The sequence below is a fragment of the Streptomyces sp. NBC_00996 genome, from assembly GCF_045162675.1.
GTDB lineage: Bacteria > Actinomycetota > Actinomycetes > Streptomycetales > Streptomycetaceae > Streptomyces.
The window spans coordinates 2275547-2301605 of the sequence record NZ_CP108723.1; the positions used below are offsets into that span (position 1 = coordinate 2275547).

Consider the following 26059-nt stretch of genomic DNA (forward strand, 5'->3'; position numbering starts at 1 on the left):
TTTTCGCCCCCTCCGCCCCTACCCGTCCCGTACCTGGGGGCTCCGCCCCCGGACCCCCCGTATCGCGCTGACGCGCTCGTCTTCAGGGGCTTTGGGGGTGGAGCCCCCCGTGACGAAATCGGACAGGGACGGAGGGGCCGGCAAACCCCATGCCCCGGCACTCAACCTTTCGGTCTCCGCCGAAGCGTTCATGTCGCATGCTGGGGAGCATGACGAGGCCGAAGGATCCGGTGGGCCCGGGGCTCGCGGCGCTGGCCGGGCTGATGGCGGACGAGACGCGCGCCGGGTTCCTGCTGGCGCTGCTCGACGGGCGGGCGTGGACAGCGGGTGAGCTGGCGCGGTACGCCGGAGTCGCGCCGTCGACCGCCAGCGAGCACCTCGGCAAGCTGGTGACCGGCGGCCTGCTCACCGAGGAACGACAGGGCCGCCACCGCTACGTACGGCTGGCCGACGCCCGCGTCGCGCAACTCGTCGAGGACCTCGCCGCCCACGTGAGACCACATGCGGCCGAACGCCCACGCACCCTGCGGGAGTCCAGCGCGGGCTCGGCCATGGCGCGCGGTCGCACCTGTTACGACCATCTCGCCGGACGGCTCGGCATCGCCCTCACCGATGCTCTGACCGGGCGCGGACTGCTCCGCCAGGACACCGGGTTCGCACTCACGGACGCGGGATTGCGGTGGTTCGACACCGCGGGAATCAGCCTCGACCGCACCGGCCGCCGCCCGCTCACCCGTGCCTGCCTCGACTGGACCGAGCGTCGCCCCCACCTCGCCGGTACCGCCGGTGCGGCGCTGTGCCGGCACGCCCTCGACGCACAGTGGTGTGTGCGCATCGGGTCGGAACGGGCGGTCAAGGTCACCTCCGAAGGCGAACGCGCCCTCGCGGACCTGCTGGGGATCGAGCCGACGGCACTCCACTGATCAAGCGGAACGCCCTTGTTCATGCGCCGCGTTCATGCGCCGCGATTCATGCGCCGCGATTCATGCGTCACGCAGACGTCTCATGGCAGGCGAAGACGCCCTGCCCCTGCCTGCGCCTCTCACCATCGCGTCCGAAATCCGCCAGCCCCACCCCGCGCCCCCGCCTAGCCTCAGGAGCATGATGACCACGACCCGACTCGCCCCGCACCCCCGCCGCGCGGAACTGCTCGCCGCGGGTGCGGCAACCGTCACCGTCGTCCTGTGGGCCTCGGCCTTCGTGTCGATCCGGAGCGCGGGTGCAGCGTTCTCGCCGGGCGCGCTGGCGCTGGGACGGCTGCTGGCGGGCTCCGTCACGCTCGGGGCCGTCTGCCTCGTGCGCCGAGAGGGGTGGCCGCCGCGCACGGCCTGGCGCGGGATCGCCATATCCGGACTGCTGTGGTTCGGCTTCTACATGGTCGTCCTCAACTGGGGCGAGCAGCAGGTGGACGCCGGTACGGCGGCACTGGTGGTGAACATCGGTCCGATCCTGATCGCCCTGCTCGGCTCCCGACTGCTCGGTGACGCGATGCCGCCGCGGCTGCTGGCGGGTATGGCGGTGTCGTTCGCCGGTGCGGCCACCGTGGGGCTGTCGATGTCCGGTGAGGGCGGTTCCTCGATCCTCGGGGTCGTCCTGTGTCTGCTCGCCGCCGTGGGCTACGCGGCCGGGGTCGTCGCGCAGAAGCCGGCGCTCGGGCGGGCGAGCGCGCTCCAGGTCACGACGTTCGGCTGCCTGGTCGGGGCCGTCACCTGTCTGCCCTTCGCCGGGCAGCTGGTCCATGAGGCCGTCGACGCGCCCGCCTCGGCCACGCTCAACATGGTCTACCTGGGCGTCTTCCCGACCGCGCTGGCCTTCACGACCTGGGCGTACGCCCTCGCCCGTACGACCGCGAGCCGCATGGGCGCGACGACGTACGCGGTACCCGCCCTTGTAGTGCTGATGTCCTGGCTGTTCCTCGACGAGGTCCCGGGGCTGCTCACCCTGGCGGGCGGGGCGCTGTGCCTGGCAGGTGTGGCGGTGTCCCGTTCCCGTCCCCGCGCAGGAAAGGCCGCGGCCCCGGAGCGCACTCCGGAACCGCGGCCCGAGCCCGAGCCGGAACAAGCCTGACGGCCGGGCTCGTCAGCCGTGGGTCAGCTCTCGCGGGCCGACACAGCAGGCACTTCCGGCGCTTCCGGCACTCGGCCTTCTCCCGCCGCCGCCCGGCCCACGAGGATCCTGATCGAGACGAGGGCGATCGCCGCGAGCCCGATGATGTACGCGGACACGGCCATCGATGTGCCGGTCGCCTCGAGGAGCAGCACCATCACGAAGGGGGCCAGTCCGCCACCGAACACGGCGGCGATCTGGTAGCCGAGCGAGGCGCCGGTGTACCGCATCTCGGGCGTGAACAGTTCGGCGAACAGGGCGGCTTGAGGCCCGTACATGATGCTGAGGAAGCAACTGGCGACGAATGTGCCGACCGCCAGCCACACCAGCGATCCCGTGTCGATCAGCAGGAACAGCGGCACGGCCCACAGCGCGATGCCGACCGCCCCGAGCGCGTAGATCCTGATGCGCCCGATGCGGTCGGAGAGCGCGGCCGACGCGGGGATCAGCACGAGCTGAGTGAGGCTTACGCAGAGCGAGACGGTGAGCACCGCGCTGCGTTTCATGTCGAGTTCGCGGGTGGTGTAGTCGAGGACGCCCGTGATGAGGATGTAGAAGGTCGCCGTGTTCACGGCGAAGGAGCCGCCCGCGAGGAACACCGTGCCGAGGTGCCCGCGCAGGATCGTGCGCAACGGCGAACCCTTCTCGCCCTGCTCCTTCTGTGCCAACGCCCGCTCCGCTTGCCGGAATTCGGGGGTCTCCTCGACGCGGGTGTGGATGTACCAGGCAAGTCCGAGGACGAACAGCCCGACCAGGAAAGGCACGCGCCAGCCCCAGGCCGCGAACGCGCTCTCGCTGGTGGCCGCCCCGACGACGAGGAAGACCGTGTTGGCGGTCACCACGCCGATGGGGACGCCGAGTTGCACGAAGCTGCCGTACACGCCCCGCTTGCCCTCGGGGGCGTACTCGGTGGCGAGCAGCATGGCGCCGCCCCATTGCGCGCCGACGGCGATGCCCTGCACGACGCGCAGGGCGACGAGCAGGATCGGGGCGGCGATGCCGATGGTGTCGTACGTGGGGAGCAGGCCGATGCCCGTGGTGGCCAGGCCCATCAGGGTCAGGGCGAGGACCAGCATCGGTTTGCGGCCTCGCTTGTCGCCGAGGTGGCCGGCGATGACGCCGCCGAGCGGACGGGCGAGGAAGCCCACGGCGAACGTGGCGAACGCGGCGAGCACTCCGGTGGAGGAGCCGCCCGCGGGGAAGTACAGGTCGCCCAGTACGAGGGCGGCCGCGATACCGAAGACGAAGTAGTCGTACCACTCGACGGCCGACGCGAGGGCGGCTGCGGTGGCCACCTTGCGGCGGTTGCGGGTGTCGGGAGCGGAGGTCGTGGCGGGGAGAGCGGAAGGTGCCGTGTCCATGCGTGCACACTCCGGTGGGTGCGGGGACGGAACGGGGGGTGGCCGCGGTTCCGGGGAACGTACTGACCGGACGGTATGGACGTCAACGGGTCCTGCAGCAGCAGTTTTTACCTGCACATGGCAACCACTGGTGGGGCATGGGCACGCCGAAGGCCCCGGCCGCGGAATGCGGCCGGGGTCCCGGTGGATGCGGGCTAGAAGACGACCAGGGCGCGCCCGCCCTTGCCCGCGATCATGTTCTCGAAGGCCGCCGGAATGCCCTCGAGGGCGATCCGGTCGGTGACCAGGCCGCCGAGGTCGAGGCGGCCGGCACGGATGTGCTCCGCCAGCACCGGCAGATCCCGCGCCGGATCGCAGTTGCCGTACACACAGCCCGAGAGCGTCCTGCCCCAGTGGAAGATCTCCAGGGCGTTGAAGGTGACCTGCTGGTCCTTGCCGCCGATGCCGACGACCGTGGTGCGGCCGCCGCGCCGGGTGGAGTCCCAGGCGGTACGGATGGTCACGGCGCGGCCCACACATTCGACGGCCACGTCGACGCCCTGCTTGCCGGTGAGAGCGCGGATCTCGCGTGCGGTGGTGTCGGAGGCGACGACGTAGTCCGTCGCACCCGCCGCGCGCGCGAGCGACTCCTTCTCCGGCGAGACATCGACCGCGACGATCTTCGACGCGCCCGCGATCCGGGCGGCCTGAAGCGCAGCCAGCCCGACCCCGCCGACCCCGAACACCGCGACGGTCTCGCCCTGTCGGACCCCGGCGGAGTGGTGGACGGCCCCGTATCCGGTGAGGACGGCGCAGCCCAGGAGGGCGGCGTCGGCGAGGGGCACGCCGTCCGGCACGGGGAGGACGCATCCGGCGGCCACGACGGTCTCCTCGGCGAACGCGGCGACGTTCAGGCCGGGGTGGAGGTCACTCCCGTCGGAGGCGCGGCGCGCGTACACGTTCCCGGCGCCGGTCAGCGCGTTGGCGCACAGCCAGACCTCGCCCAGCGAGCAGGCGTGACAACTGCCGCAGGAAGGCGCCCAGTTGAGGACGACACCATCACCGGGGACGACATCGGTGACGCCCTCGCCGACGGAGACGACGGTGCCGGCGCCCTCGTGGCCGAGAACGGCCGGGACGGGCACCCGCATGGTGCCGTCGGACAGGGAGAGGTCGGAGTGGCAGACCCCGGCGGCGGCGAGTCGGACGCGGACCTGGCCGGGGCCGGGTTCCGGCAGGTCGATCTCGGCGATCTCCAACGGAGCCCCCACGGCGGGAAGTACGGCAGCGCGAACCACGTGAATGCTCCTAGAACTGAAGGGACTTGGTCTGGAGGTACTCGGACAGCCCGTGCGATCCCAGCTCGCGCCCCACGCCCGACTGCTTGTAACCCCCGAACGGGGCAACGGGGTTGAAGCGTCCGCCGTTGATGTCGACCTGACCGGTGTCGAGTCGCCGAGCGAAGGCGATCGCCTCGGCCTCGTCGCCCGCCCACACCGCGCCCGCGAGCCCGTACACCGTGCCGTTGGCGATCCGGAGGGCGTCCGCCTCGTCCTCGTACCGGATGATCGACAACACCGGTCCGAAGATCTCCTCCTGGGCGATCGTCATGTCGGGTGTGACGTCGGCGAAGACGGTCGGGCTGACGAAGTACCCCTGATCCCGGGGCGATTCGGGGCCACCCGCGACGATCCGGGCGCCCTCGGCGACGCCTTTCTCGATGTAACCCCGCACCCGTGCCTGCTGCTTGGCGTTGACAACCGGGCCGATGCGGTCGCCGTATTTCGCCGCGGCGGCCGCGGCCAGCTCGACCGCCTCGTCGTACCGCGCGGTGTGCACCAACATGCGGGTCCAGGCGCTGCAGGTCTGGCCGGAGTTGGACATCACGTTGGCGACGCCGACACTGACGGCCTTGGCCAGGTCCGCGCTCGGCAGGACGACGTTGGCGGACTTTCCGCCGAGTTCGAGGGCGACCCGCTTGATCGCGGCGCCCGCGGTCGCGCCGATCCGCTTGCCGACCGCCGTGGAGCCGGTGAAGGAGACGAGATCCACGTTCGGGTGTTCGGCGAGGGCCTGTCCGGCGACCGGGCCGAGGCCGGTGACGAGGTTGAAGACACCGGCCGGGACGCCCGCCTCGGCCACGGCCTCCGCGAAGAGCTGGGCGGTGAGCGGGGTGTCCTCGGCGGGCTTGAGCACCACCGTGCAGCCCGCGGCGAGTGCCGGGGCGACCTTGGCGACGATCTGGTGCAGCGGGTAGTTCCAGGGCGTGATCGCGCCGACGACACCGACGGGCTCCTGGTAGACGGTCGAGTTCCCGACCTTCTCCTCGAAGGCGTGGGTCGCCGCCAGTTCGGCGTACGAGCCCGCCACCGCGATCGGCACGCCCGCGTGCACCATCTGTGAGAACGGCAGCGGCGCCCCGAGTTCGGCGGTGACGGTCTCGGCGATCTCGTCCTTGCGGGCGACGAGCACGTCACGCAGTGCGGTGAGCCTGGCGGCCCGTTCGGCGGGCGGGGTCGCGGCCCATCCGGGGAGCGCGGCACGTGCGGCCCGTACGGCGATGTCGACATCCTCGGCGGTGCCCGCAGGGACCCGGCCGATCACCTGCTCGTCGACGGGGTTCACGACCTCGATCGTGTCCGCGCCGACGGCGGGGCGCCAGGCGCCGTCGATGTACATGCCGTCGTGTGCCTTCATCGTGTTCCTCCCGAGCGGGGCCGCGTCGTCCGCACCCTAAACTAGCGATGATAGTTTTCGGGCGCCAGAGGGACCCGGCGGAATCGGCCCGCCCCGGCCTCACGGGCACCCTCGGCCCGGAGGGCTCAGAAGTCGACCCTAGTCGGTTCGTCCACCCTGGCCACGGATTCCTGGGCGAAGGCCTTCTCGTACGCGCGCCGGATCTCCTCGATCTTCGTGTCGCTCGCGCGTGCCTGTACCACCGGATACATCAGGATCAGCTCGTACGACCGCTCGCGCTCGATCGTGCCGCGCGCGTCCCGCCACTGCCCGCGCCCGTTCTGCACGGTGAGTCCGTCGGGAAAGTCCGGCGTCACCTCCTTGTCGACGAAGGCCACGAACTGCCGGTCGGTGACGGCCGCGCCGCCGTCGGGTCGCTCCGTGCCGAAGAAGAGCCGACTCTCGATGTACGCCTCGCCACGGACCGGGGCCTGCGGCTCCGGGTCGTCGAGGAGGGCGTACGCCGTCGGGGCGCCGGCGGCAAACAAGGCGGTGGCGGTCACGGCAGCCAGCCGGGAGCGAGTGCTGCGGTACGGAGTCATGGCGCCTGCCTAGCGGAATCTACTCCTCCAGATCTGGCAGCCGCGCCGGAGCCGGGCAGATGCGTTCACCGTGCTGGTCGAAGACGAACAGATGGGCGATGTCGACGAGGAGGGGCACCTGCATGCCGTGGCGGAGTTCGATGTCGGGGGTGGTGCGGACGACGAGGTCACCGGGCAGGCGTCCGTCGGGCGGCGCCGGTTCGGGGTAGTCGGGTCCCGCGTCCCCCGGATGTTCCAGGACCACGACCGGCCCGGCCCGCAGCGCTCCGGCGCGCTCCCGCAGCCGGTCCAGGACAGTGCCCTCGCGGCGCCGTCGCCGGGCCGGACGGGTCGGGCGCGGCGCCTCCAACTCCGGTACGACGGCGGGCCGCGAGCCGGTGTTGAAGTGGACGAGGACCTCGTGCCCCTGGAACTCCACATGCTCGACGAGCCCGCTGATCGCCACCTCGCCCGGCCGCGCGGCGGACGGCTTGGCGAGCCGGATCGCCTCGGAGCGCAGCCCGACGATGACCTCGCGCCCCTGCTGCACCCGCAGCAACTGGTGGTCCAGGGACAGCGGTTCGGGCAGTCTCAGGTACTGCTTGCCGAGGCTGATCGACATGGCCCCGTCGAGCGGCGCCCTGACGAGACCGCGCAGCAGGTTGATCCGCGGGGTGCCGATGAAGGCGGCGACGAAGACGTTCGCGGGCAGCCCATAGACCGTGCGGGGTGTGCCCAGCTGCTGCAGAACTCCGCCGCGCAGCACCGCGACACGGTCGCCGAGCGACATCGCCTCGGCCTGGTCGTGGGTGACGTACACCGTCGTCGCGCCCAACTCCCGGGTGAGTTTGGAGATTTCGGCCCGCAGGTGATTACGGAGCTTGGCGTCGAGGTTGGACAGCGGCTCGTCCATGAGGAAGGCGGAGGGATGGCGGGCGATTGCCCGGCCCATGGCAACACGCTGGCGTTCGCCGCCGGAGAGCTGATTGGGGAAGCGGTCGAGGAGGTCCTGGATGCCGAGCATCCGGGCGGTGGCGTCGACGCGCGGACGCGGATCCTCACCGGGCGTCTCGATGCGCAGCGGGAAGCCGATGTTGTCGCGGCTGGTCATGCTCGGATAGAGGGCGAAGTTCTGGAACACCATCGCCATGTCCCGCCCGGACGGCGGCAGATCGTTGGCGTACTCGCCGTCGAGGCGCACCTCGCCCTCGGTGACCTCCTCCAGCCCGGCGATCATTCTCAGCACGGTCGACTTGCCGCAGCCGGACGGCCCGAGCAGCACGAGGAACTCGCCCGGCCGGATGTCGAGCGACAGCCGCTCCACCACGCGGACACCGCGGGTGTACGACTTGCTGATGTTGTACAGAGAGATGGCGCGTGTCATGACGGGTGCCCCCGAGGGCTCACGGGACTCTGATGCTCCGCGGTCGAAGTCCCGTACGGGTCGTACGGGACGTATGAGTCACGGAAGTTAACGGACCGCGCGTGCCCGGGGGAAGATGCGCGGCGGGATCGGACGGTCCGGTTCGACACGGGCGGAAACGGACGATCGCCTACCGGTGAAGCGGAGGACCGGGTGCCGAGAAAAGCGGACGGCCGGATACCGGGGAGCCGAGGCCCCGATCGCGCGCCGCCGGGCTCGACGCGGCGGGTGCCTCATCCCGTGTCGGCCCGCCTCCGGGTCTCCGTGAGGTGCGCGAACACGACGACATTGCCGGCGTAGCCCCTCTTGCGGTCGTAGACACCGCCGCACGTGATCAGACGCAGTTCGGGGCGCCCCCTGTCGCCGTACACCTCCTTGTCGGGGAAGTGCGCCTTCTCGTACGTCTTCACGGCGTCCACCGTGTAGACGGCGGTCCGCCCGTCGGCGCGCCGGACTTCGACGAGCCTGCCGGGCCGGAGTTGGCCGAGCGCGACGAAGACCGCGGGCCCCGTCCTGGTGTCACGGTGGCCGACCGCGACGGCCGTGCCCGACTCTCCCGGCGTCGGCCCGTCCTGGTACCAGCCGACCAGTTTCGGGTCGTCCACGGGCGGCGCGGCGAGCCGCCGCTCACGGTCGAGCCGGAGACCGACGATCGGGGCCTCCAGGCCGAAGTACGGGATACGGAGCGAGGTCGCCGGGGAACGCGGGAGAGGCTTGGGCGGGGGTGCGGGCCGGGCCGGCCGGGCGGGCGGGAGACGGCGGGGCTTGGCGCCGCGCTCGTCGCCGCCGCCGGGCCGGCGGGAGTTCGTCCCGCCGGCGAGTCCGCCTGCCACGGCCGGGTCCGCGAGTTCGGCGCCGGCCGCGACGACGGGCCCGGCGGGCTCGTCGTCCCCCGCACACCGGACGCCGCCCACCACCAGACCGACGACGACCACGACGGTCCGCGTCAGGCGGTAGGCGCGCGTCCGGTACCAGGGCCTGCGGCAGCGTCTACGCGGCGCCATGGGGGCGGCGGCGCAGCCGGAGGTACACGACTCCCCCGGTCACGACGAGGCCCACGGCCACCGCGCCGGCGACCGGCGAGAAGTCCCGGGGGGCGACACCGCCGCCGCCGGCGGGAGGTCCGCCGTTCGGGCCGCCGGGGCCGCCGCCGAGCCGAGTCTCGGTCGGCGTCGGTGTCGGGCTCGGGGTGCCGTACGGACAGTCGACCTGGAAGGCCTTGTGCCTGCCCGCGCCGTTGGCACCCTCGAAAGTCCAGGTGAGGCTGTACTGGCCGTTCGGCAGTGAGAGATCTTTGGTCCAGCCGTGGCCGGAAGGAGGAATGGCGATGTCGCCCGCGAGGGCCACACCGTCCGCCACATGGGCTTGGGTCTCGATGGCCCAGCTGACGTTCTGCAGGCCGCCGAAGTTGAAGGCGTCCAGGTAAAACCCGCACACCATCGGATCGTTGTTCTGAGAGTCGACGGGCACGGTCGCCTTGTGGATCTTTACGTCTCCGTTGTCACCAGGAGCTGCGACGGCGGCCGGTACCCCCATCAGGGCGGCGCCCGCGACGGTGAGGGCCGCCAGGGTGGCGGCGCCCGTGCGGGCGCCGACGCGGCGCTGAAGAGACGAGGTGGGCATGCTCAGTCCTCCGAGTCAGATGATTGTCATACAAGTCCAACTGTCATCTGACTGCCTCTCACATGTGCCCCAGCGATCTCGGCAACAGCGCCCTGCGGCCCGTCAGATATCGCTCTTCCGGCGCAACGGCACCCTGGCCCGCGGAGCCTCACCACCGACGCGCGCGGGCTTCTCCGGCGAGCGCAGCGCGATCCCCGACGACAGCAGCAACAACGCGCCCAGCATCACGAACGGCGCGGCCACGCCCGCGACACCGGCGACCAGGCCCGCCGTCGCGGGGGCAGCGACCTGACCGAGCCGGTTGCCGGTCAGGCGCAGGGCGAGGGCCGTGGAACGGGCGCCGTCAGGAGCGGCCTGGACGACCGTCGTCATGGAGAGCGGCTGACCGACACCGAGACAGAAGCCGAGCACGATGAGCATCAGGGCCAGCGCCCACACCGGCACCGGCAGCGCGATGCCTGCGCACAGCAGACCCCCCAGCAAACACGTCACGGTGAGCAGCAGAGACCGGCCGAGCAGCCGCAGCAAGGGCGTCAGCACCAGGCGGCAGGCAATGGTGGCCGCCGCCCGCAGACTCAGCAACACACCGATCACCGACGGCGCGATGTCCCGATGCTCCCCCACGACCGGCAGATACGCGGTGAGAATGTCCGTCGCGGACAGCACGGCGAGGCTGATGAAGATGCCCGCCGGCACGCCCCGGGCCCGCAGAATGCGCTGGACGGGCACCCGTTCGCCTTGTCCGGTACGGGACTGGACGGCCGTACGGTCCTCGATGCGCCACAGCGAAGTGAACGAGACCGCGGCGACCGCACCCGCCACGAGCAGCGCGAGCGCGCTGCTGCCCGCCATGTCGGGACCGCCGATCAGCACGCCCGCCGCGATCGGGCCGATCAACTGGCCGAGCGAGACCCCGATGGTGAAGTGGCCGAAGCTGCGGTCCTGTTCGTGCGGGGCGGACTGGCGGGCGACAAGCGATTGGCCACCGATCACGAAGCAGAGGTGGCCGAGGCCCATGACTCCGCTCCACGCCGCCATCGCGGGCAGCGAGTCCGCCCTACCGCTCAGCGCGCAGCCGCCGGCTATGAGCACGACACCGGCGGGCAACAAGGGCGCACAGCGGCCGTGGTCCGTGCGACGGCCCAGCGGTACGGCGGCGAACAGCGGCAACAGTGCGTACACGGCCGCGATCACACCGACCGCGCGCTCGTCCGCGCCCAGCGCGAGGGCCCGGTAGGAGACGGCGGGCCGGGCCATCGACACCGCTCCCTGTGTGAAGGTGAAGGCGATGACGAGGCGCAGCAGCCAGCCGCGATTCCGACCGGGCCCCACGGTGATCCTCCGATGACGGACGACAGATGACAGGTGGCAAGTGGCGGGTGGCGGGTGGCGGTTTCCGGCTGACAGTTGTCGATGTCTGTCAGCCGATGACCGCCGATCAGATGATGCCGAACAGAATTCCGGCCCCCAGCACCACCAGCGACGTGAGCGCCGCCCACTTCACCACGAACCGCGTGTGGTCGCCGAACTCCACCTTCGCCATGCCCACCAGGACGTATACAGCCGGCACCAGCGGGCTCGACATGTGCAGCGGCTGCCCCACGAGCGAAGCGCGGGCGATCTCCAGGGACGAGACACCGTGCGCCTGCCCCGCCTCGGCGAGGACGGGAAGGATGCCGAAGTAGAAGCCGTCGTTCGACATGAAGTACGTGAGCGGAATGCTCAGGACGCCGGTGACGAAGGCCATGTGCGGGCCCATGCCGGCCGGGATGTTGGAGACCAGCCACTTGGCCATGTGGTCGACCATGCCGGTGCCCTGGAGGACGCCGGTGAAGACCGCGGCGGCGAAGACCATGCCGGAGACGTTGAGGACGTTCTCGGCGTGGGCGCCGAGGCGGGCCTTCTGGTCGGGCATGTGCGGGAAGTTGACGGTGAGCACGAGCGCGGCGCCGAGCAGGAAGAGGACCGGGATCGGCAGCCACTCCATGATCATGGCGGTGAGCAGGGTGACCGTGAGGAGCACGTTGAACCAGTAGAGCTTGGGGCGCAGGGTCGCGCGGTTCGGGTCGAGCCCCTGGAAGCCGTCGTCCTCGGAGGAGTCCACCTCCGGGGCGTCCGCGTCCGTACCGGAGCCCGAACCGCCGGTCGCCACGGACTTCTTGCCTGCGGAGCCGGACCCCGAGCCGCCCGCGCCGACCAGAACCGTTTCCGCCTCCTGCGGCTCCAGCACCTCGTCCAGCGTCAGCACGCCCAGCCGCTTGCGCTCGCGGCGGCCGAGGACGTACGAGAGGGCGAAGACGCAGAGGAGACCGACGGCGAGGGCGGGGATCATCGGGACGAAGATGTCGCTCGCGTCGAGCTTCAGCGCGGTCGCGGCGCGAGCGGTCGGGCCGCCCCAGGGCAGCGTGTTCATCACGCCGTTGGCCATCGCGGCGACACCGGTCATCACGACCAGGCTCATCTTCAGGCGCTTGTACAGCGGGTACATCGCCGAGACCGTGATCATGAAGGTGGTCGAGCCGTCCCCGTCGAGGGAGACGATCGCCGCGAGGACCGCCGTTCCGACCACGATCCGCAGGGGGTCGGCCTTGCAGAACTTGAGGATCCCCCGGACGATCGGGTCGAAGAGACCGACGTCGATCATCACACCGAAGTAGACGATCGCGAACATCAGCATCGCCGCCGTGGGAGCGAGGCTGGTGACGCCGTCGATGACGTAGTCACCGAGCTTGGCGCCCTTTCCGACGAAGACACAGAAGAGTGCCGGGATCAGCACGAGCGCCGCGATCGGCGACATCTTCTTCAGCATGATCAGGACCAGGAAGGTCGCGATCATGGCGAAGCCGAGGATGGTCAGCATGAATGGATACCTAACGTTCGCCCTTGAACTCCCACCAGGGCCGGCGGTAGGGCGACGTTAGGTCGGGCCCGCGAGCGTTAACAAGATGTTGACACGCGAGCAATAAGCGCAAAACTCCAGGTCACAGGCCTGTATCGGTGAGCGCGAGCTCCACGGGCACGCCGTTGAGCACCGCCGTGCCCGACAGCGGATCAAGAAGCGAGCCGTCGAGGAGCTGATTGACGTTGACGCCCGGGTCCAGGGCGGCGTGGCTCATCCGGGTGCCGGGGCGGTCGTGTCCCCAGCCGTGCGGCAGACTCACCACACCGCGTCGTACGGCGTCGGTGATCTCGGCGGGGGCCGTCACCTCTCCCCCGGCGCCCTTGACGCGTACGGCAGCCCCGTCGGCGAGCCCGAGGCGTTCGGCGTCCTCGGGGTGGATGTGCAGGGTGCAGCGGTTGGAGCCGCCGGTGAGGGCGGGCACGTTGTGCATCCAGCTGTTGTTGGAGCGCAGATGGCGGCGGCCCACCAGCACCAGGGCCGCCGGGCGCTCGCGCAGGGCGTCGCGCAGGCGCGGCAGATCGTCGACGATCGGGCCGGGCAGCAGCTCGATCTTCCCGCTGTGCGTCTTCAGTGGCTGCGGCAGGCGCGGCCGCAGCGGTCCGAGGTCGATGCCGTGCGGATGGGCCAGCAGCTTCGCGAGGCTCAGCCCGTCCGGCCTGGCGCCGAAACCGTCGCCGTACGGGCCGAGGCGCAGCATCATGTCGAGCCGCCGCTCGGAGCCGTTGACACCGGTGAGCCGGTCGGCGAGTTCCTTCGGGTCGCGACCGTGCACCGGGGAGTGTGCCTCGGTGACGGACTTGCCGAGGGTGGAGTCGATGACCATGGCGTCCACGGCGGACGGGTCGGCGCCATGCATGCCGGTCGCGGCGAGGACGAGCCGGGCGAGGATCTCGGTCTCCGCCATGCGGCCCTGCTCCAGGGGGACGGCCGGGCGGTTGTAGCGGACCTGGTTGCGTACGGCGAGGGTGTTGAAGGCGAAGTCGTGGTGCGCGCTCTGCGAGGGCGGGGGCGGCGGCAGGACGACGTGGGCGTGGCGCGAGGTCTCGTTCAGGTACGGGTCGACGCTGACCATGAAGTCCAGTGCGCCCAGCGCCTTGTCGAGGCGGTCGCCGTCCGGTGCGGACAGTACGGGGTTGGCGGCGACGGCGATGACGGCGCGGACCGGGCTGCCGTCCTCGGTGGCGGTGTCGATCTCCTCGGCGAGGGCGGAGAGCGGCAGTTCGCCCTTGGCTTCGGGGTGGCGGCTCACCCTGCTGCGCCAGCGGCCGAGCGCGAAGCCGTGTCCGGGGCCCGCGGGCCGGGGTGTCCTGTCGGTCGCGGCCTGCGGGAAGAGGGCACCGCCGGGCCGGTCGAGGTTGCCGGTGAGGATGTTGAGGACGTCGACGAGCCAGCTGGCGAGGGTGCCGTGCGGCACGGTGCAGCTGCCGATACGGCCGTAGACGGCGGCGGTGGGCGCGGCGGCGAGCTCGCGTGCCAGTGCCCGGATGGTGTCCGCGTCGACGTCGCAGGCCTGGCTCGCGGCCTCGGGGGTGAAGTCGTGTACGGCTTCGGCGAGTTCGTCGACGTCCCGGACGTGCGGGGCGAGGGCTCCGAGGTCGACGAGCTTCTCCTCGAAGAGGACATACGCCATCGCCGCGAGCAGCAGTGCGTCGGTGCCGGGTCGGATCGCCACGTGACGGTCGGCGAGCTTGGCCGTACGCGTCCGGCGCGGGTCGATGACCGTCAGCGTGCCGCCGCGTGCGCGCAGCGCCTTGAGCTTGCCGGGGAAGTCGGGGGCGGTGCACAGACTCCCGTTGGATTCCAGGGGGTTGGCGCCGATGAGCAGGAGGTGGTCGGTGTGGTCGAGGTCGGGTACGGGGATCGCGTTGGCGTCGCCGTACAGCAGTCCGCTGGAGACGTGCTTGGGCATCTGGTCGACGGTGGAGGCGGTGAAGAGGCTGTGGGTGCGCAGCGCGGTGAGCAGGACGGGCGGGTAGAGGGCGCCGGCCATGGTGTGCACGTTCGGGTTGCCGAGGACGATGCCGACGGCGTGCGGCCCGTACTGCTCGACGACCGGCCGCAGTCCCGCGGCCACCGCGTCGAACGCCTCCTCCCAGGTCGCCTCCCGCAGTTCGCCGCCCTTGCGGACGAGGGGAGCGCGCAGCCGGTCCGGATCCCCGTCGACCGCCCCGAAGGAGGCACCCTTGGGACAGATGAACCCCTTGCTGAACACATCGTCGCGGTCGCCCCGGGCACCGGTCACCCGGGTGCCCTCGATGGTGAGCGTCAGCCCGCAGGTGGCCTCGCACAGGGGGCACACACGCAAGGCGGTGCGGAAGTCGGGGGTGGTGCCGGAGGTGCGGGTCACGGGTCCTCCCGGAGGGCGGTGGCGGCGGTGGCACACGGACTGGGCTGAGCATACCGACCGGTATGCATGGAGGGGAGGGGTCACTGGGGGTGCGGTCGGAAATTTGCCAGTGGTTCACCGCCCACGCGAACCCTTCAGTCCAGGACCCTGGCCAGGTACGCCCGCAACAGCTCCCGCGCCTCCTCGATGATCCGCTCGTCCCCCTCCGGCGCGATCCGGAAGGCCAGGTGGACCAGGGTGTCCGCGGTCTCCACGGCGACCAGGAAGGTGCGGCGGAGATCCTCGTCGGGGGTGCGGTCGAGGTAGCCGGAGAGCAGTTCGGTGAGGCGGTCGGCAACTCGGGTGTTGGGCTGGTCGGCTCCGGAGCCGACGGGGATCTGGTTGCCGAAGTCGACGAGGGAGAAGCCGGGCGCGGTGCGCTTCATGGCGAGGTATTCGTCGAGCACGGCATCCATGGCCGCGCGCCAGCCTCCGCCGCCCGCCTCCTGGAGGCGCTCGGTGACGCGCTCGGCATAGCGCTCCAGGTTGCGCTGGGCGAGCGCGTCGGCCATGGCGCGCTTGTTGCCGAAGAAGCGGTAGACGGAGCCGATGGGCACACCGGCCCGCTGGGCCACGGCACGGGTGCTCAGGGCGTCGTAGCCGACCTCGTCGAGGAGGTCGGCGCAGGCGTCGAGGATTCTGGTCAGTCGTTCGGCACTGCGCCGCTGTACGGGCGCTCTGCGCAGCGAGGTCGCATGGGGCACGGGCTTCATGATGCCTTTCCGCCGGGGTCCGGTGAACCTCCCGTATCACTACGGGCCCCGGTGCCGGTCCCACTCACGGTCGTGGTCGCGGTCGGTGGCACCGCCGACCCGGCCTTGGACGCCGTGATGTCGGCGGTGCTCTCTACCGGTTTGCCGTGGACGGCCCACACGGTGCCGTCGTCCGCGTACAGACGCGCGGTGACATGGTGGGTGCCGCGCGGGACGAGGTCGCGGGCCAGGTGGTACTCGGCGGTGCGGAGCCGGGCGATGGTCCGGCCGTCCACATACAGGTGGGCGATGCCCCGGCCGGCCACCGGCACGGGGCGGGTGCCCTTGGGTGAGAAGCGGAAGCGGTGGACGGTCAGTGTCACGTCCCAGCTGTCGTCGGAGTCCGGCTGGACCTCGATCTCGACCTCCGGTGCACCTTTCTTGTCCACTTCACGGTAGAGCCGCCCTTCCTCGTCGGACCCATCCAGCAGCTTGCCCACGGGGGAGGCCGACATTCCGTCCTTGCGCTCGTGCGCGTCGCCGGTGGCGCAGCCCGCCGATCCGACGAGCAGGGCGCAGACCGCGAGCGCGGCAAGCAGTCCACGCGTCCACGACATGCCGGGGAGCGTAGAACACCGCTCCGACAGCCGGATCCCCCTGGAGTCGGGTTCTTGGGCGGTACGCCAAGCCCTGGGTAGTACTCCGGGAGACGATTTCAGTCACTGCGGTACGCCGCCCATGGCCGATCCCGTGCGATGCGCTGAGTCCACCCCTTGCGCGCGGAAAACCTGAATCCTACGGTGTTGCATAGGAATCAGGCGCGAGGGAGCGATCATGAGCGGGGACGCGAGGAAGACGGCCGAGGGGCTGACCTACCTGTCCGGTTTCGGCAACGAGTTCAGCTCGGAGGCGGTCCCGGGGGCACTGCCGCACGGCCGCAACTCGCCGCAGCGCGCACCGCTCGGGCTGTACGCGGAGCAGCTGAGCGGTACGGCGTTCACAGAGCCGAGGGCGCACAACCGGCGCTCGTGGCTGTACCGGATCCGTCCGTCGGCCGCGCACCCCGCGTTCACCCGCGTGAACAGCGGCGCGCTCCGCACGGCTCCCTTCACGGAGGCGGCGCCCGACCCGAACCGGCTGCGCTGGAACCCGCTGCCCGAGCCCCCGGCCGGGACGGATTTCGTACAGGGCCTGTGGACCCTCGGGGGCAACGGCGACGCGACCCAGCGCACCGGCATGGCGGTGCACCTGTATCACGCCAACTCCTCGATGGAGCGGGTGTTCAGCGACGCCGACGGCGAACTGCTGATCGTGCCGGAGCGCGGCGGGCTGCTGCTGCGAACCGAATTCGGCCTGCTGCATGTGGAGCCGAGCCAGGTCGCGCTGGTTCCCCGTGGTGTCCGCTTCCGTGTGGACCTCCTGGATGACTCCGCCCGGGGCTATGTGTGCGAGAACTATGGAGCACCCTTCCAGCTGCCCGACCTCGGCCCGATCGGCGCCAATGGTCTCGCCAATGCCCGCGACTTCCTCGCACCCGTCGCCGCGTACGAGGAGGTCGAGGGCCCGGTCGAGGTGGTGAACAAGTTCTGCGGCAACCTCTGGACGGCGACGTACGACCACTCGCCGCTGGACGTGGTCGCCTGGCACGGCAACCATGTGCCGTACATCTATGATCTGCGCCGTTTCAATGTGATCGGCACCATCAGCTACGACCACCCGGATCCGTCGATCTTCACGGTGCTGACGTCCCCGTCGGACACTCCGGGCCTGGCCGGCGTCGACTTCGTGGTCTTCGCGCCGCGCTGGCTGGTGGGCGAGGACACGTTCCGGCCGCCGTACTTCCACCGGAATGTGATGAGTGAGTACATGGGGCTCATCGAGGGCGCGTACGACGCGAAGGCGGAGGGCTTCGTTCCGGGCGGCGGCTCGCTGCACAACATGATGTCGGCGCACGGGCCGGACCGGGAGACCTTCGACCGGGCGAGCGCCGCGGAGCTGCGCCCGCAGAAGATCGACGACGGGCTCGCCTTCATGTTCGAGACACGCTGGCCGGTCACCGCGACGGCCCAGGCGCAGCGGGCGGAGCATCTGCAACAGGGGTACGACGACGTGTGGCAGGGCCTCCAGCGGCACTTCCGACCGGGCTCCCGCCCGGTCGACTGAGATTCACCGCCCGTTGCATTCACGGCCCGCGACCGGTACGGATACCCTCGTGACCTCCTTCGCCCCGGACTCGATCGTCCTGAACCGCAAGCTTCCGCTCTGGTATCAGGTCTCGCAGTCCCTGCGTGCCTCGATACTCGGCCGCTCGCCCCAGGACCCGCTGCGGCTGCCCACGGAGGAGCAGCTCGCGGGGCATTACGGGGTGAGTGTGCTGACCATGCGGCAGGCGCTCAAGGAGCTGGAGGACGAGGGGCTCATCACACGCCATCGCCGACGGGGCACGTTCATCGAGCCGAGCGCTCAGCGGGGCGCGCCCGTGCGACTGCTCGGCTCGGTGGACGCGATCGTCGCCCAACAGTCCGGCATGGCCACCGAATTGCTGGAACAGGGGAAAGCTCCGGTTTCGGGGGAATTGATGGAGTATTTCCCGGATGTGGACGAGGTCGCGATGTATCACCGGTTGCGCGGCGACGAGAAGACGGGCGAGCCGACGAACCACGCGCGCAACTACATCAGGCCGGAGCTGGCGGAGCGCATCGACCGCGAGGATCTGATCCGCTGGCCGATGACCAAGGTGCTGCGGGACGTGATCGGCGTCAGCATCAGCCGCATCACCGACACCGTGGAGGCGCGGCTCGCGGACCCGGAGACGGCGCGGCTGCTCCAAGTACCGCTGCTCAGCCCGATCCTGCGCTACACGGGCGTCATCTACGACCAGGAGGGGCGGGCTCTCGACGTGGCCGTCATCCACTACCGCGGGGACCGCTTCTCCTTCACGGTCACCCTCGACACCCACTGATCACGTCGTACGATGCCGAGCGTGACGCACGACGACGCTCCGCTGCTCGCGGACCTCATGCCGTGGTCCGTCGCACCGCCGAGGCTGGGCCGGGGGTGGCCGACGGCGCCCGACGCGGCAACCCTGAGGGGACGCTGGGACGCCTTGATGAAGGCCGAAGGGCCGGACCGCGAGACGCTGTTCGGCCCGACGCGCTCGCGCACGACGCACTCGCCGGTGGCACAGCTGCCGGGACAGTCCACCGGGACGGGCCGGCTGGCGCGCGAGTCGGGTCCCTGCCCCGAGCCGGTACGCGTCCTGCACGGACCCTTCGACGAGCAGTGGCTGATTCCCGACCAGCGGCTGATCGACGCGGCGCGCCCCGAGTTGTGGCGGGTGGCCGATGAGCTTCAGGTGTTCGCGGTCGAGCAGACGGTGGTTTCCGATGCGTCGGGGCCGGTGCTGCTGGCCGTCTCCGCACTGCCCCTGAGTGCCGGTCGCGCGGGCCGCGTCCGCCCCCTCTACCGGCGCCCCGCCGGCCTCGAACCGAATCTGGCTCCGGGCCTGTTGGAGCACCTCGGCACCCGCCTCGGCCACTCCCCCACCCCCGTCGACGTCCTCGCCTGGACGGTGGCGGTCGCGCGCGCCGGCCGCGACGGACGGGTCGTCCCGCTCACCGCCGACCCCGAGGTGTGGGCGCACGGCGTCGAGTTGGGCCGCCGGATGCTGTGGCTGATGCGCCGCCACGGCGAGCGCCCCAAGCTTCCCGGTGGCCGCCGCCCGTATGTCCGCGCCCCGCTCCCGGCCCGCCCGCTGGAGATGCACTACGACCGCGACGAGGAGGCCCTCCACCTCGACGAGGGCCGGGTCTCGCCCGTGCCCCCGCAGGCCTGGGACTTCGCGGTGGGCGGAGTGCGCGTACTGGAGCAGTGGTTCGCGGCCAGGACGGAACTGCCGCCCGACCCGGGCACCCTGGAGTCGATCCGGCCCGCCACCTGGCCGCAGGCCTGGACGTCCGAGTTGCTGGAACTCGTCACGGTACTCGCACTGCTCGCGGAACTGCGCCCCCAACAGGCCGAATTGACGATCGAGTCACCGATCACGCGGGCCCAACTGCGCAAGGCCGGCGTGCTCCCGGTTCCGGACATGGCGCGTCGGCCGGCCTCCGTCCTCGACCACCACGAAGAGGGCCCCGAAGGGCAGTTCGCCCTGATCTAGGGCCTGTCGTGTGGATCAGGCCGAGCTCGCGGGCTTGGCACGCACATCTGCGGCGTTGTCGTCACTCCCCGACTCCCTCCTCCGCCTTGCAGCCGCACGCGCCAAGCCCCGCTCCCTGATCCGGCCTGATCCAAACGACGGGCCCTAGCCTTTCGGCTCGAACGCGTCGAGGACCCGCCCCAGCGCCCGCTCGAACACCGCCTCCAGGTCGATGGGCCCGGCGTCCTGCATGAAGGCCGCGGCCATACGCGGATAGGCGCCGGTCGCCATCTGCGACCCCAGATAGGCGATCCGGACCGCGTTCTCCTGCTCCTCCGACCAGGGCAGCGAACGGGAGCGTTCGGCGGTGGCCAGTTCATTGCCGACGTAGGTCGTCACGCCCCCGTTGAGCATGGCGATCAGCTCGAACTTCGTGCCGTACGGCGCCTCCAGCGGGTCGAGGCAGGCAAGGCAGTGCTCCAGTCGGCGCAGGGCGTTGTCGACGGCGGCCGCCGCGAGGTACTGGGCGGCGGCGATGACGGCGGCCTGACCGGGGGCCGCAGCCGCGCAGGACGCGGTGGACCAGGTGTGCATCTTGGTGCCGAGCGGGGTGCCGGCGCGACCGGCGACGCCGAGGAAGGTGAAGGTCACGGCGGTCATCGCGGTGGTGGTGACTCCGGCCGCGCCGAGCAGCTGCATGATGGGGCGGCGGCTCAGCGCCTGGCCGCTCGCGGTCGTCGACTCGTGTTCATGCTGGTCGTGCAGGTCACACACGCGCACCTCCGGGTGAGGTCGGGTGTATCGGCCAGTGAATCGTGTAAACGATCAGCCACCGTGGCCCCAGAAGATTGCCCCGTCAACATCCACGCATGACAAAGGTCTTACGCACAGGTCATGATCCAGCGCATGCAGCCACTTCCCCTGCCCTTGGAGGGCATCACCGTCGTCGCCGTCGAGCAGGCCGTAGCCGCGCCCTTCGCAACCCGCCAGCTCGCCGATCTCGGCGCCCGGGTCGTCAAGGTCGAGCGAATCGACGGCGGGGACTTCGCCCGCGGATACGACACCGCGGCCGCCGGACTCGCCTCGCACTTCGTGTGGTGCAACCGGGGGAAGGAGTCCGTCGCGCTCGATCTGAAGGACCCGCGGGGGCTCGACGTCGTACGCCGTCTGGTCGCGGACGCGGACGTGTTCGTGCAGAACCTCGCCCAGGGTGCGGCGGCGCGGCTCGGCCTGGACGCGGCGACGCTGTGCGCCGCGCATCCACGGCTCATCGCCGTGGACATCTCCGGGTACGGGGACTCGGGACCCTACGCCGACAAACGCGCGTACGACATGCTCGTGCAGTGCGAGGCCGGGCTGGTGTCGGTGACGGGGACACCGGAGCAGCCGGTGAAGGCGGGGATTCCGGCGGCGGACATCGCGGCGGCCATGTACGCGTTCTCGGGGGTGCTCGCGGCGCTGGTGCGGCGCGGCACGACCGGGCGCGGGGGGCCGGTGGAGGTGTCGATGCTGGAGTCGCTCGCCGAGTGGATGGGGCATCCGCTGCACCATGCGATGCACGGGGGAACACCCCCGGCGCGTACGGGCCTCGCGCACGCCGTCATCGCGCCGTACGACGCCTATCCGACGGCGGACAGCGGGCGGGTGTTGCTGTCGGTGCAGAACGACCGGGAGTGGCGACGGCTCGCCGAGCGGGTATTGAGCGAGCCGGAGTTGGCGGACGATCCGGCGTACGCGACGAACGCGGCGCGTGTCGAGAACCGGGAGCGCACGGACGCGCTGGTGGCGAAGGCGCTCGGCGCGCTCGGCGCAGACGAGGCCGTGGCCCGGCTGGAGGGCGCGGGCATCGCCTGCGCCCTCCTGAGGGACGTACAGGACGTGGCGGAGCATCCGCAGCTGGCGGCCAGGGACCGGTGGCGGACAGTGGGGTCAGCGGTGGGGCCGCTGCGGGCGTTGCTGCCGCCGATCACGCTGCCGGGTGGGGAAGAAGCGCGGATGGGGGCCGTTCCCCGGCTCGGGGAACACACCGGTGCGGTGTTGCGGTCGCTGGGGATGACGGATGCGGACGTCACGGAGTTGGTGCGGGACTGGGCGGCCCGCTGAGCATGCCGGGCGCGGCAACCTGCCGAGTGTGGTGACCCGCGCCCGGCATGATGACCCACCGGGCGCCGCTGCCTGCCGTGGGGATGACGGACGCGGAAGTGCAGCGTTGCGCCGGGTCGGTGGGTTCGCCGGAGCGCGGGTCGTGGAATGCCGGTGTCGAAGCGCTGCTCAGCGGCTGCCGAAGAGCGTACGACGCAGCCGCTTGAGCGGTGCGAAGAGCGAGACCCGCCTCACCCGCGCGACCCTTCCGCTGCTGTCGTGCGCGGTGTCACGCGCGGTGAGCTCACGCATCAGCGAGGTCGCCTCGGCCGTTTCGCGCTGCGGGATGGCAGGGCCGCCCAGCACCGCGAGATGGCGGTCGAGGCGCGAACTGGTCGCGCTGCTCCCGCAGGTGATCGCAGGGACACGTGCCCTGCTGCGCACTGTTATCTGTTCCATGTCACTCCCCACCCGTACGAGTCCACCCGGCCCGGGCAGGCTAACCCTATCGCTCCCTCGTGGCACTCGTGTATCGCGGGCACAGGATTCACCTTCCCCGTAAGGGTGTTGACGATCACTCTCCGAATCCAACCGATTCCAGGGCGAGTTGGACAACTGGTGTAGTGGTGGGCTGGACTGAGCCTCCGTGAGGTTCGACGGTCACAGCGAGTGACGTCGCATTCGTATTCAGTCCGTCGGCGACCAAGGGCGTGTCGCCGTCGAAGAGCCCGAGGGAGCGCGGATTCTCGTTGGGGCGCATGAGCCACAGCTGGTGCACCCGCCCTCCGGAGGGAGTGCCGAGTCCGCTCACCGTCACGACGGCGCGCCGCTCCGATGCGGAGGCCACCACTCCGATTCCGTGTCCCTGTGCGTCCCGTTCACTGGTCGCGCGTGCGTCGGGCGCCGCGAGAACGTGGGCGATCTCACGTGCCTGGGCGCGCTCCTGATCGAGCTTGTCCTGGGTCTGTGTCGCCTGTACGGCGAACAGGGACGCGACGACGAGGGCCGCGGCGGCCGTGGTGGTGGCGAGCGGGGCGAGAAGGGGACGGAAGCGGGGGGCGCGCGCGCGTGAGGGCTGCAGAGGAGCACGGGCGCGTAGTGCCGCCTGACGCGGCGCCTCCTGCGCTGTGGTGCGTACGGCGGTCAGCACGCGGTCCCGCAGCGCGGCCGGTGCCGGTGCCGCCGTCGACCAGGCGAGCCGCACCGCGTCCTCGGTCAGCGCCCGCACCTCGGCGGTGCAGCGCCCACAGCCACTCAGATGGCGTTCGAAGCGGCGGCGCTCGTCGGGTTCGAGGGCGTCGAGGGCGTAGGGGGCGGCGAGCGAGTGCAGATCGCGGCGCAGGAAGCGGTCGAGCAGGCTCATGCGATGCCTCCCGAGCGCTCCGGGGCGTTGCCCGGTCGGTGCGGGGCCCGGCCGAGGCGGTCCAAGGCGCCGGTCCGCCGGTTCCGGCTCCCGCCCCTGCGGTCCAGGGCGTCGCGGAGGCGCAGCACGCAGCGGTCGCCGCGGTGCGCGGAGCCGTCAAGACGGTCCGCAGGGGCGTCAAGGCGGTCCACCGAGCCGTCAAGACGGTCCGCAGGGGCGTCAAGGCGGTCCACGGAGCCGTCAAGACGGTCCGCGGGGGCGGCCACGCGGTACAGGGCGCTCATACGGCACCTCCCAGGCATTCGCGCAGGCGCGTGAGGCCGTCGCGCATACGGGTCTTGACGGTGCCGAGGGGCAGCTTGAGCCGTTCGGCCACTTCACGGTACGTGTAGCCGTCGTAGTAGGCGAGGGTGACGGACTGGCGTTGCAGGGCGGTGAGCCGGTCCAGGCAGCGGCGCACCCACTCGCGTTCGAGCCCGGCCTCGACCTCCTCGGCGACCTGGTCGAAGGCGGGGTGATGAGCCCGCCGCCCCTCGCGCTGCTCGCGTTCGGTGGCCGCGCGGGCGCTGCGGACCCGGTCGACGGCGCGGCGGTGCGCGAGGGTGAGGATCCAGGACAGGGCGCTGCCGCGTCCGGGGTCGAACCGTGCGGCGGAGCGCCAGAGTTCGAGCAGCACCTCCTGGGCCACCTCCTCCGTCTGGGCCGGGTCCCGGACCACCCGGCGCACCAGTCCGAACACCGGCCCGGACACCAGTCCGTACAACTCCTCGAATGCCTTCTGGTCACCTCCGGCCACGAGCACCAGAAGTTCGTCCGCCTCCACCCGTCCCCCTCTCCGGCCGCACACGGCCCGTCCTTTCCCCTACGTGTTCGCAGCGAGCGTGTCTACGGATGGGGTTACGGATCAGCGAACCGAAAACGCGGGTCCGTCTCCGAACACTTCTGAGACTGCGGCCGAACGGTTCCCGGGTCCGCCGGCGAACAAACAAACGAGCTCGTCGATGAAACAAGCCGACCAAGCCGCCGTAAGAACGTTTGGGATTCGACCAATCCACCCCGGCGACCGCTCCGAATGGCGTGCGTCAGGCAATCGGGACGTGAGGACGGACGGCATGACACCTTTCTCCAGGAGCGGCGCGGGACGCAGGAGTCTCGCGACCCTCGTATGTGGTGCGCTGGCCGCCGGGGGGCTCGCAGCCGCCGGCATGACCGCGCTGGAACCGGGGGCGGCCTCCGCCTCCAGCCACCGGGAGGCCCCCCTGATCTCGGGGCAGCCCCAGTACGACAACACGGACGTGTACGCGTTCGTGAGCCCCGACAAGCCCAACACCACGACCGTCGTGGCGAACTGGATTCCCTTCGAGGAACCGGCCGGTGGACCGAACTTCTACACCTTCGCCGACGACGCCCAGTACGACATCCACATCGACAACAACGGTGACGCACAAGGTGAGTTGATCTACCGCTACACCTTCAAGACGCACCGCAAGAACGGCAACACCTTCCTCTACAACACGGGTCCGGTCACCAGCCTTGACGACCCCGACCTGAACATCACGCAGACGTACGACATCGATCTGCTGCGGCTGCACAACCAGAAGCTGGTGTCGCGCACGAAGGTCGCCGACGACGTTCCGGTGGCCCCGTCGAACGTCGGCAAGGCATCGATGCCGGACTACGGCAAGCTGCGCGACCAGGCCGTATACAAGCTCGCGGGCGGTTCCACGACGTTCGCCGGGCAGGCGGACGACCCGTTCTTCCTGGACCTGCGCGTCTTCGACCTGCTGTACGGCGGGAACCTGACCGAGGTCGGGCGGGACACCCTCAAGGGCTACAACGTCAACTCGATAGCCCTGCAGGTCCCGAACGACATGATCCGCGAGTCGGCCGGACAGCCGATCGTCGGCATCTGGTCCACCACCCAGCGCAAGGACGCGCACGGCGACTGGACGCAGGTCTCCCGGCTCGGCATGCCGCTGGTCAACGAGGTCGTCAACCCGCAGAAGGACAAGGACAAGTTCAACGCGTCCGCGCCGTGGAACGACGGTCAGTTCCTGAAGAACGTGACCAACCCGGAGCTGCCGAAGCTCATCGAGGCGATCTACAAGATCAAGGCTCCCGCGGAACCCCGCAATGACCTGGTCGACGTGTTCCTGAAGGGCGTGAAGGGCCTCAACCAGCCGCCCAACGTGCGCCCGGCGGAGGAGCTGCGGCTCAACACCTCGATCAAGCCCACCATGCATCCCAAGCGGCTCGGCGTGCTCGATGGCGACAACGCGGGCTTCCCGAACGGACGTCGGCTCACCGACGACGTGATCGACGCCTCGCTCCAGGTCGTCGAGGGTGAACTGGTCGGGTCCAAGAACGACTTGGGCGACGCGGTCGACAAGAACGACAAGAAGTTCGAGAACTACTTCCCGTACGTGGCCGAGCCGACCTCGGGTTCGCGCGGAGCGCTCGCCAAGGGCACCACCAGCGGGACCGACGTGCGCAACCAGCTCGGTGACGCGCTGAAGCCCGCGGGCTCCTCCGGCAGCGGCACCGACACCACGCTGATCGCGGCCTCCGCGGCGGCGGGCGCGGCCGGGTTCCTGTTGATCGCCACCGGCCTCATGTGGTGGCGCCGACGGATGCACAACCGGGCCTACTGACCCGGCAGCACAGCCGGGCCCCGCGGCCCGGCTCACCGACTGGCGCGGCCCGCACGTACCCATCCCCCACGGTGCGGGCCGCGCCGCCCCTACCCC

24 protein-coding genes are annotated in these 26059 nt (G+C 70.8%); 7 read left to right on the plus strand and 17 right to left on the minus strand.

Annotated features, from left to right (window positions below):
• The first annotated feature begins 197 nt into the window (after nt 1–197).
• Nucleotides 198–923: an ArsR/SmtB family transcription factor gene (locus OG390_RS10860; protein ID WP_406167012.1), complete on the plus strand. Its 726-nt coding sequence runs from the start codon at nt 198–200 to the stop codon at nt 921–923.
• A 178-nt stretch (nt 924–1101) separates the two neighbouring features.
• Nucleotides 1102–2067, plus strand: coding sequence for a DMT family transporter (locus OG390_RS10865; RefSeq protein WP_406167013.1), 966 nt, complete (start codon nt 1102–1104; stop codon nt 2065–2067).
• Between the two features lie 23 nt (nt 2068–2090).
• Here the strand turns inward: OG390_RS10865 and OG390_RS10870 are convergent, their stop codons facing one another.
• The 12 genes from OG390_RS10870 to OG390_RS10925 form a co-directional block, all read right to left on the minus strand.
• Nucleotides 2091–3467, minus strand: a complete 1377-nt coding sequence (locus OG390_RS10870; protein ID WP_406167015.1) for an MFS transporter — start codon at nt 3465–3467, stop codon at nt 2091–2093.
• A 194-nt stretch (nt 3468–3661) separates the two neighbouring features.
• On the minus strand, nt 3662–4744 hold the full coding sequence (locus tag OG390_RS10875; protein WP_406167017.1) for a Zn-dependent alcohol dehydrogenase: 1083 nt from the start codon (nt 4742–4744) through the stop codon (nt 3662–3664).
• Nucleotides 4745–4754: 10 nt separating this feature from the next.
• Nucleotides 4755–6143 (minus strand): aldehyde dehydrogenase family protein, encoded by a 1389-nt coding sequence (locus OG390_RS10880; RefSeq protein WP_406167019.1) that lies wholly within the window; start codon nt 6141–6143, stop codon nt 4755–4757.
• 125 nt (nt 6144–6268) lie between these two features.
• Complete coding sequence (locus tag OG390_RS10885; protein WP_406167021.1) at nt 6269–6724, minus strand: DUF3574 domain-containing protein; 456 nt, start codon at nt 6722–6724, stop codon at nt 6269–6271.
• A 19-nt stretch (nt 6725–6743) separates the two neighbouring features.
• A complete protein-coding gene (locus OG390_RS10890) occupies nt 6744–8087 on the minus strand; it encodes an ABC transporter ATP-binding protein (protein ID WP_406167022.1) in 1344 nt (447 codons plus the stop codon).
• 272 nt (nt 8088–8359) lie between these two features.
• A complete protein-coding gene (locus tag OG390_RS10895) occupies nt 8360–9130 on the minus strand; it encodes a class F sortase (protein ID WP_406167024.1) in 771 nt (256 codons plus the stop codon).
• Nucleotides 9117–9749, minus strand: coding sequence for a hypothetical protein (locus tag OG390_RS10900; RefSeq protein WP_406167026.1), 633 nt, complete (start codon nt 9747–9749; stop codon nt 9117–9119). Before OG390_RS10900 ends, OG390_RS10895 begins: the two co-directional genes overlap by 14 nt.
• A gap of 102 nt (nt 9750–9851) precedes the next feature.
• A complete protein-coding gene (locus OG390_RS10905; protein WP_406167028.1) occupies nt 9852–11081 on the minus strand; it encodes an MFS transporter in 1230 nt (409 codons plus the stop codon).
• 106 nt (nt 11082–11187) lie between these two features.
• Nucleotides 11188–12609, minus strand: a complete 1422-nt coding sequence (locus OG390_RS10910; protein WP_406167029.1) for a CitMHS family transporter — start codon at nt 12607–12609, stop codon at nt 11188–11190.
• A gap of 121 nt (nt 12610–12730) precedes the next feature.
• Nucleotides 12731–14998 (minus strand): molybdopterin oxidoreductase family protein, encoded by a 2268-nt coding sequence (locus tag OG390_RS10915; protein WP_406167031.1) that lies wholly within the window; start codon nt 14996–14998, stop codon nt 12731–12733.
• A 134-nt stretch (nt 14999–15132) separates the two neighbouring features.
• Complete coding sequence (locus OG390_RS10920) at nt 15133–15750, minus strand: TetR family transcriptional regulator (RefSeq protein ID WP_406167033.1); 618 nt, start codon at nt 15748–15750, stop codon at nt 15133–15135.
• The gene (locus tag OG390_RS10925) at nt 15747–16346 is read right to left on the minus strand and encodes a hypothetical protein (RefSeq protein ID WP_406167034.1); all 600 of its coding nucleotides are present in this window, start codon (nt 16344–16346) and stop codon (nt 15747–15749) included. The genes OG390_RS10920 and OG390_RS10925 overlap by 4 nt, the downstream gene beginning before the upstream one ends.
• A 217-nt stretch (nt 16347–16563) precedes the next feature.
• Between OG390_RS10925 and hmgA the strand changes: the two genes are divergently transcribed.
• From hmgA to OG390_RS10940, 3 genes are read left to right on the plus strand one after another with little or no spacing between them, the layout of a single operon-like run.
• Nucleotides 16564–17892 (plus strand): homogentisate 1,2-dioxygenase, encoded by a 1329-nt coding sequence (gene hmgA, locus OG390_RS10930; protein WP_406167036.1) that lies wholly within the window; start codon nt 16564–16566, stop codon nt 17890–17892.
• Nucleotides 17893–17941: 49 nt separating this feature from the next.
• Nucleotides 17942–18691: a GntR family transcriptional regulator gene (locus OG390_RS10935; protein ID WP_406167038.1), complete on the plus strand. Its 750-nt coding sequence runs from the start codon at nt 17942–17944 to the stop codon at nt 18689–18691.
• 12 nt (nt 18692–18703) lie between these two features.
• Nucleotides 18704–19888: a type ISP restriction/modification enzyme gene (locus tag OG390_RS10940; protein WP_406167040.1), complete on the plus strand. Its 1185-nt coding sequence runs from the start codon at nt 18704–18706 to the stop codon at nt 19886–19888.
• Nucleotides 19889–20032: 144 nt separating this feature from the next.
• Here OG390_RS10940 and OG390_RS10945 read toward each other — a convergent pair whose 3' ends face one another.
• The gene (locus tag OG390_RS10945) at nt 20033–20641 is read right to left on the minus strand and encodes a TetR/AcrR family transcriptional regulator C-terminal domain-containing protein (RefSeq protein WP_406167042.1); all 609 of its coding nucleotides are present in this window, start codon (nt 20639–20641) and stop codon (nt 20033–20035) included.
• A 120-nt stretch (nt 20642–20761) separates the two neighbouring features.
• Between OG390_RS10945 and OG390_RS10950 the strand changes: the two genes are divergently transcribed.
• Entirely contained in the window at nt 20762–21970 is a 1209-nt protein-coding gene (locus tag OG390_RS10950; RefSeq protein WP_406167044.1) for a CaiB/BaiF CoA transferase family protein, read from the plus strand.
• 168 nt (nt 21971–22138) lie between these two features.
• On the opposite strand, the gene OG390_RS10955 is transcribed toward OG390_RS10950, so the two are convergent.
• The 4 genes from OG390_RS10955 to OG390_RS10970 form a co-directional block, all read right to left on the minus strand.
• Nucleotides 22139–22408, minus strand: coding sequence for a hypothetical protein (locus tag OG390_RS10955; protein ID WP_399088729.1), 270 nt, complete (start codon nt 22406–22408; stop codon nt 22139–22141).
• Between the two features lie 115 nt (nt 22409–22523).
• A complete protein-coding gene (locus OG390_RS10960) occupies nt 22524–23312 on the minus strand; it encodes an anti-sigma factor domain-containing protein (protein WP_406167046.1) in 789 nt (262 codons plus the stop codon).
• Nucleotides 23309–23596, minus strand: coding sequence for a hypothetical protein (locus OG390_RS10965; protein ID WP_406167047.1), 288 nt, complete (start codon nt 23594–23596; stop codon nt 23309–23311). Before OG390_RS10965 ends, OG390_RS10960 begins: the two co-directional genes overlap by 4 nt.
• Nucleotides 23593–24135 carry a sigma-70 family RNA polymerase sigma factor gene (locus OG390_RS10970; protein ID WP_406167049.1) on the minus strand — a complete coding sequence of 181 codons (543 nt, stop codon included), beginning with the start codon at nt 24133–24135 and terminating at the stop codon, nt 23593–23595. The genes OG390_RS10965 and OG390_RS10970 overlap by 4 nt, the downstream gene beginning before the upstream one ends.
• Before the next feature lie 289 nt (nt 24136–24424).
• Here OG390_RS10970 and OG390_RS10975 point away from each other — a divergent pair, with 289 nt between their 5' ends.
• Complete coding sequence (locus tag OG390_RS10975; RefSeq protein WP_406167051.1) at nt 24425–25963, plus strand: DUF4331 domain-containing protein; 1539 nt, start codon at nt 24425–24427, stop codon at nt 25961–25963.
• The last annotated feature ends 96 nt before the right edge of the window (nt 25964–26059 follow it).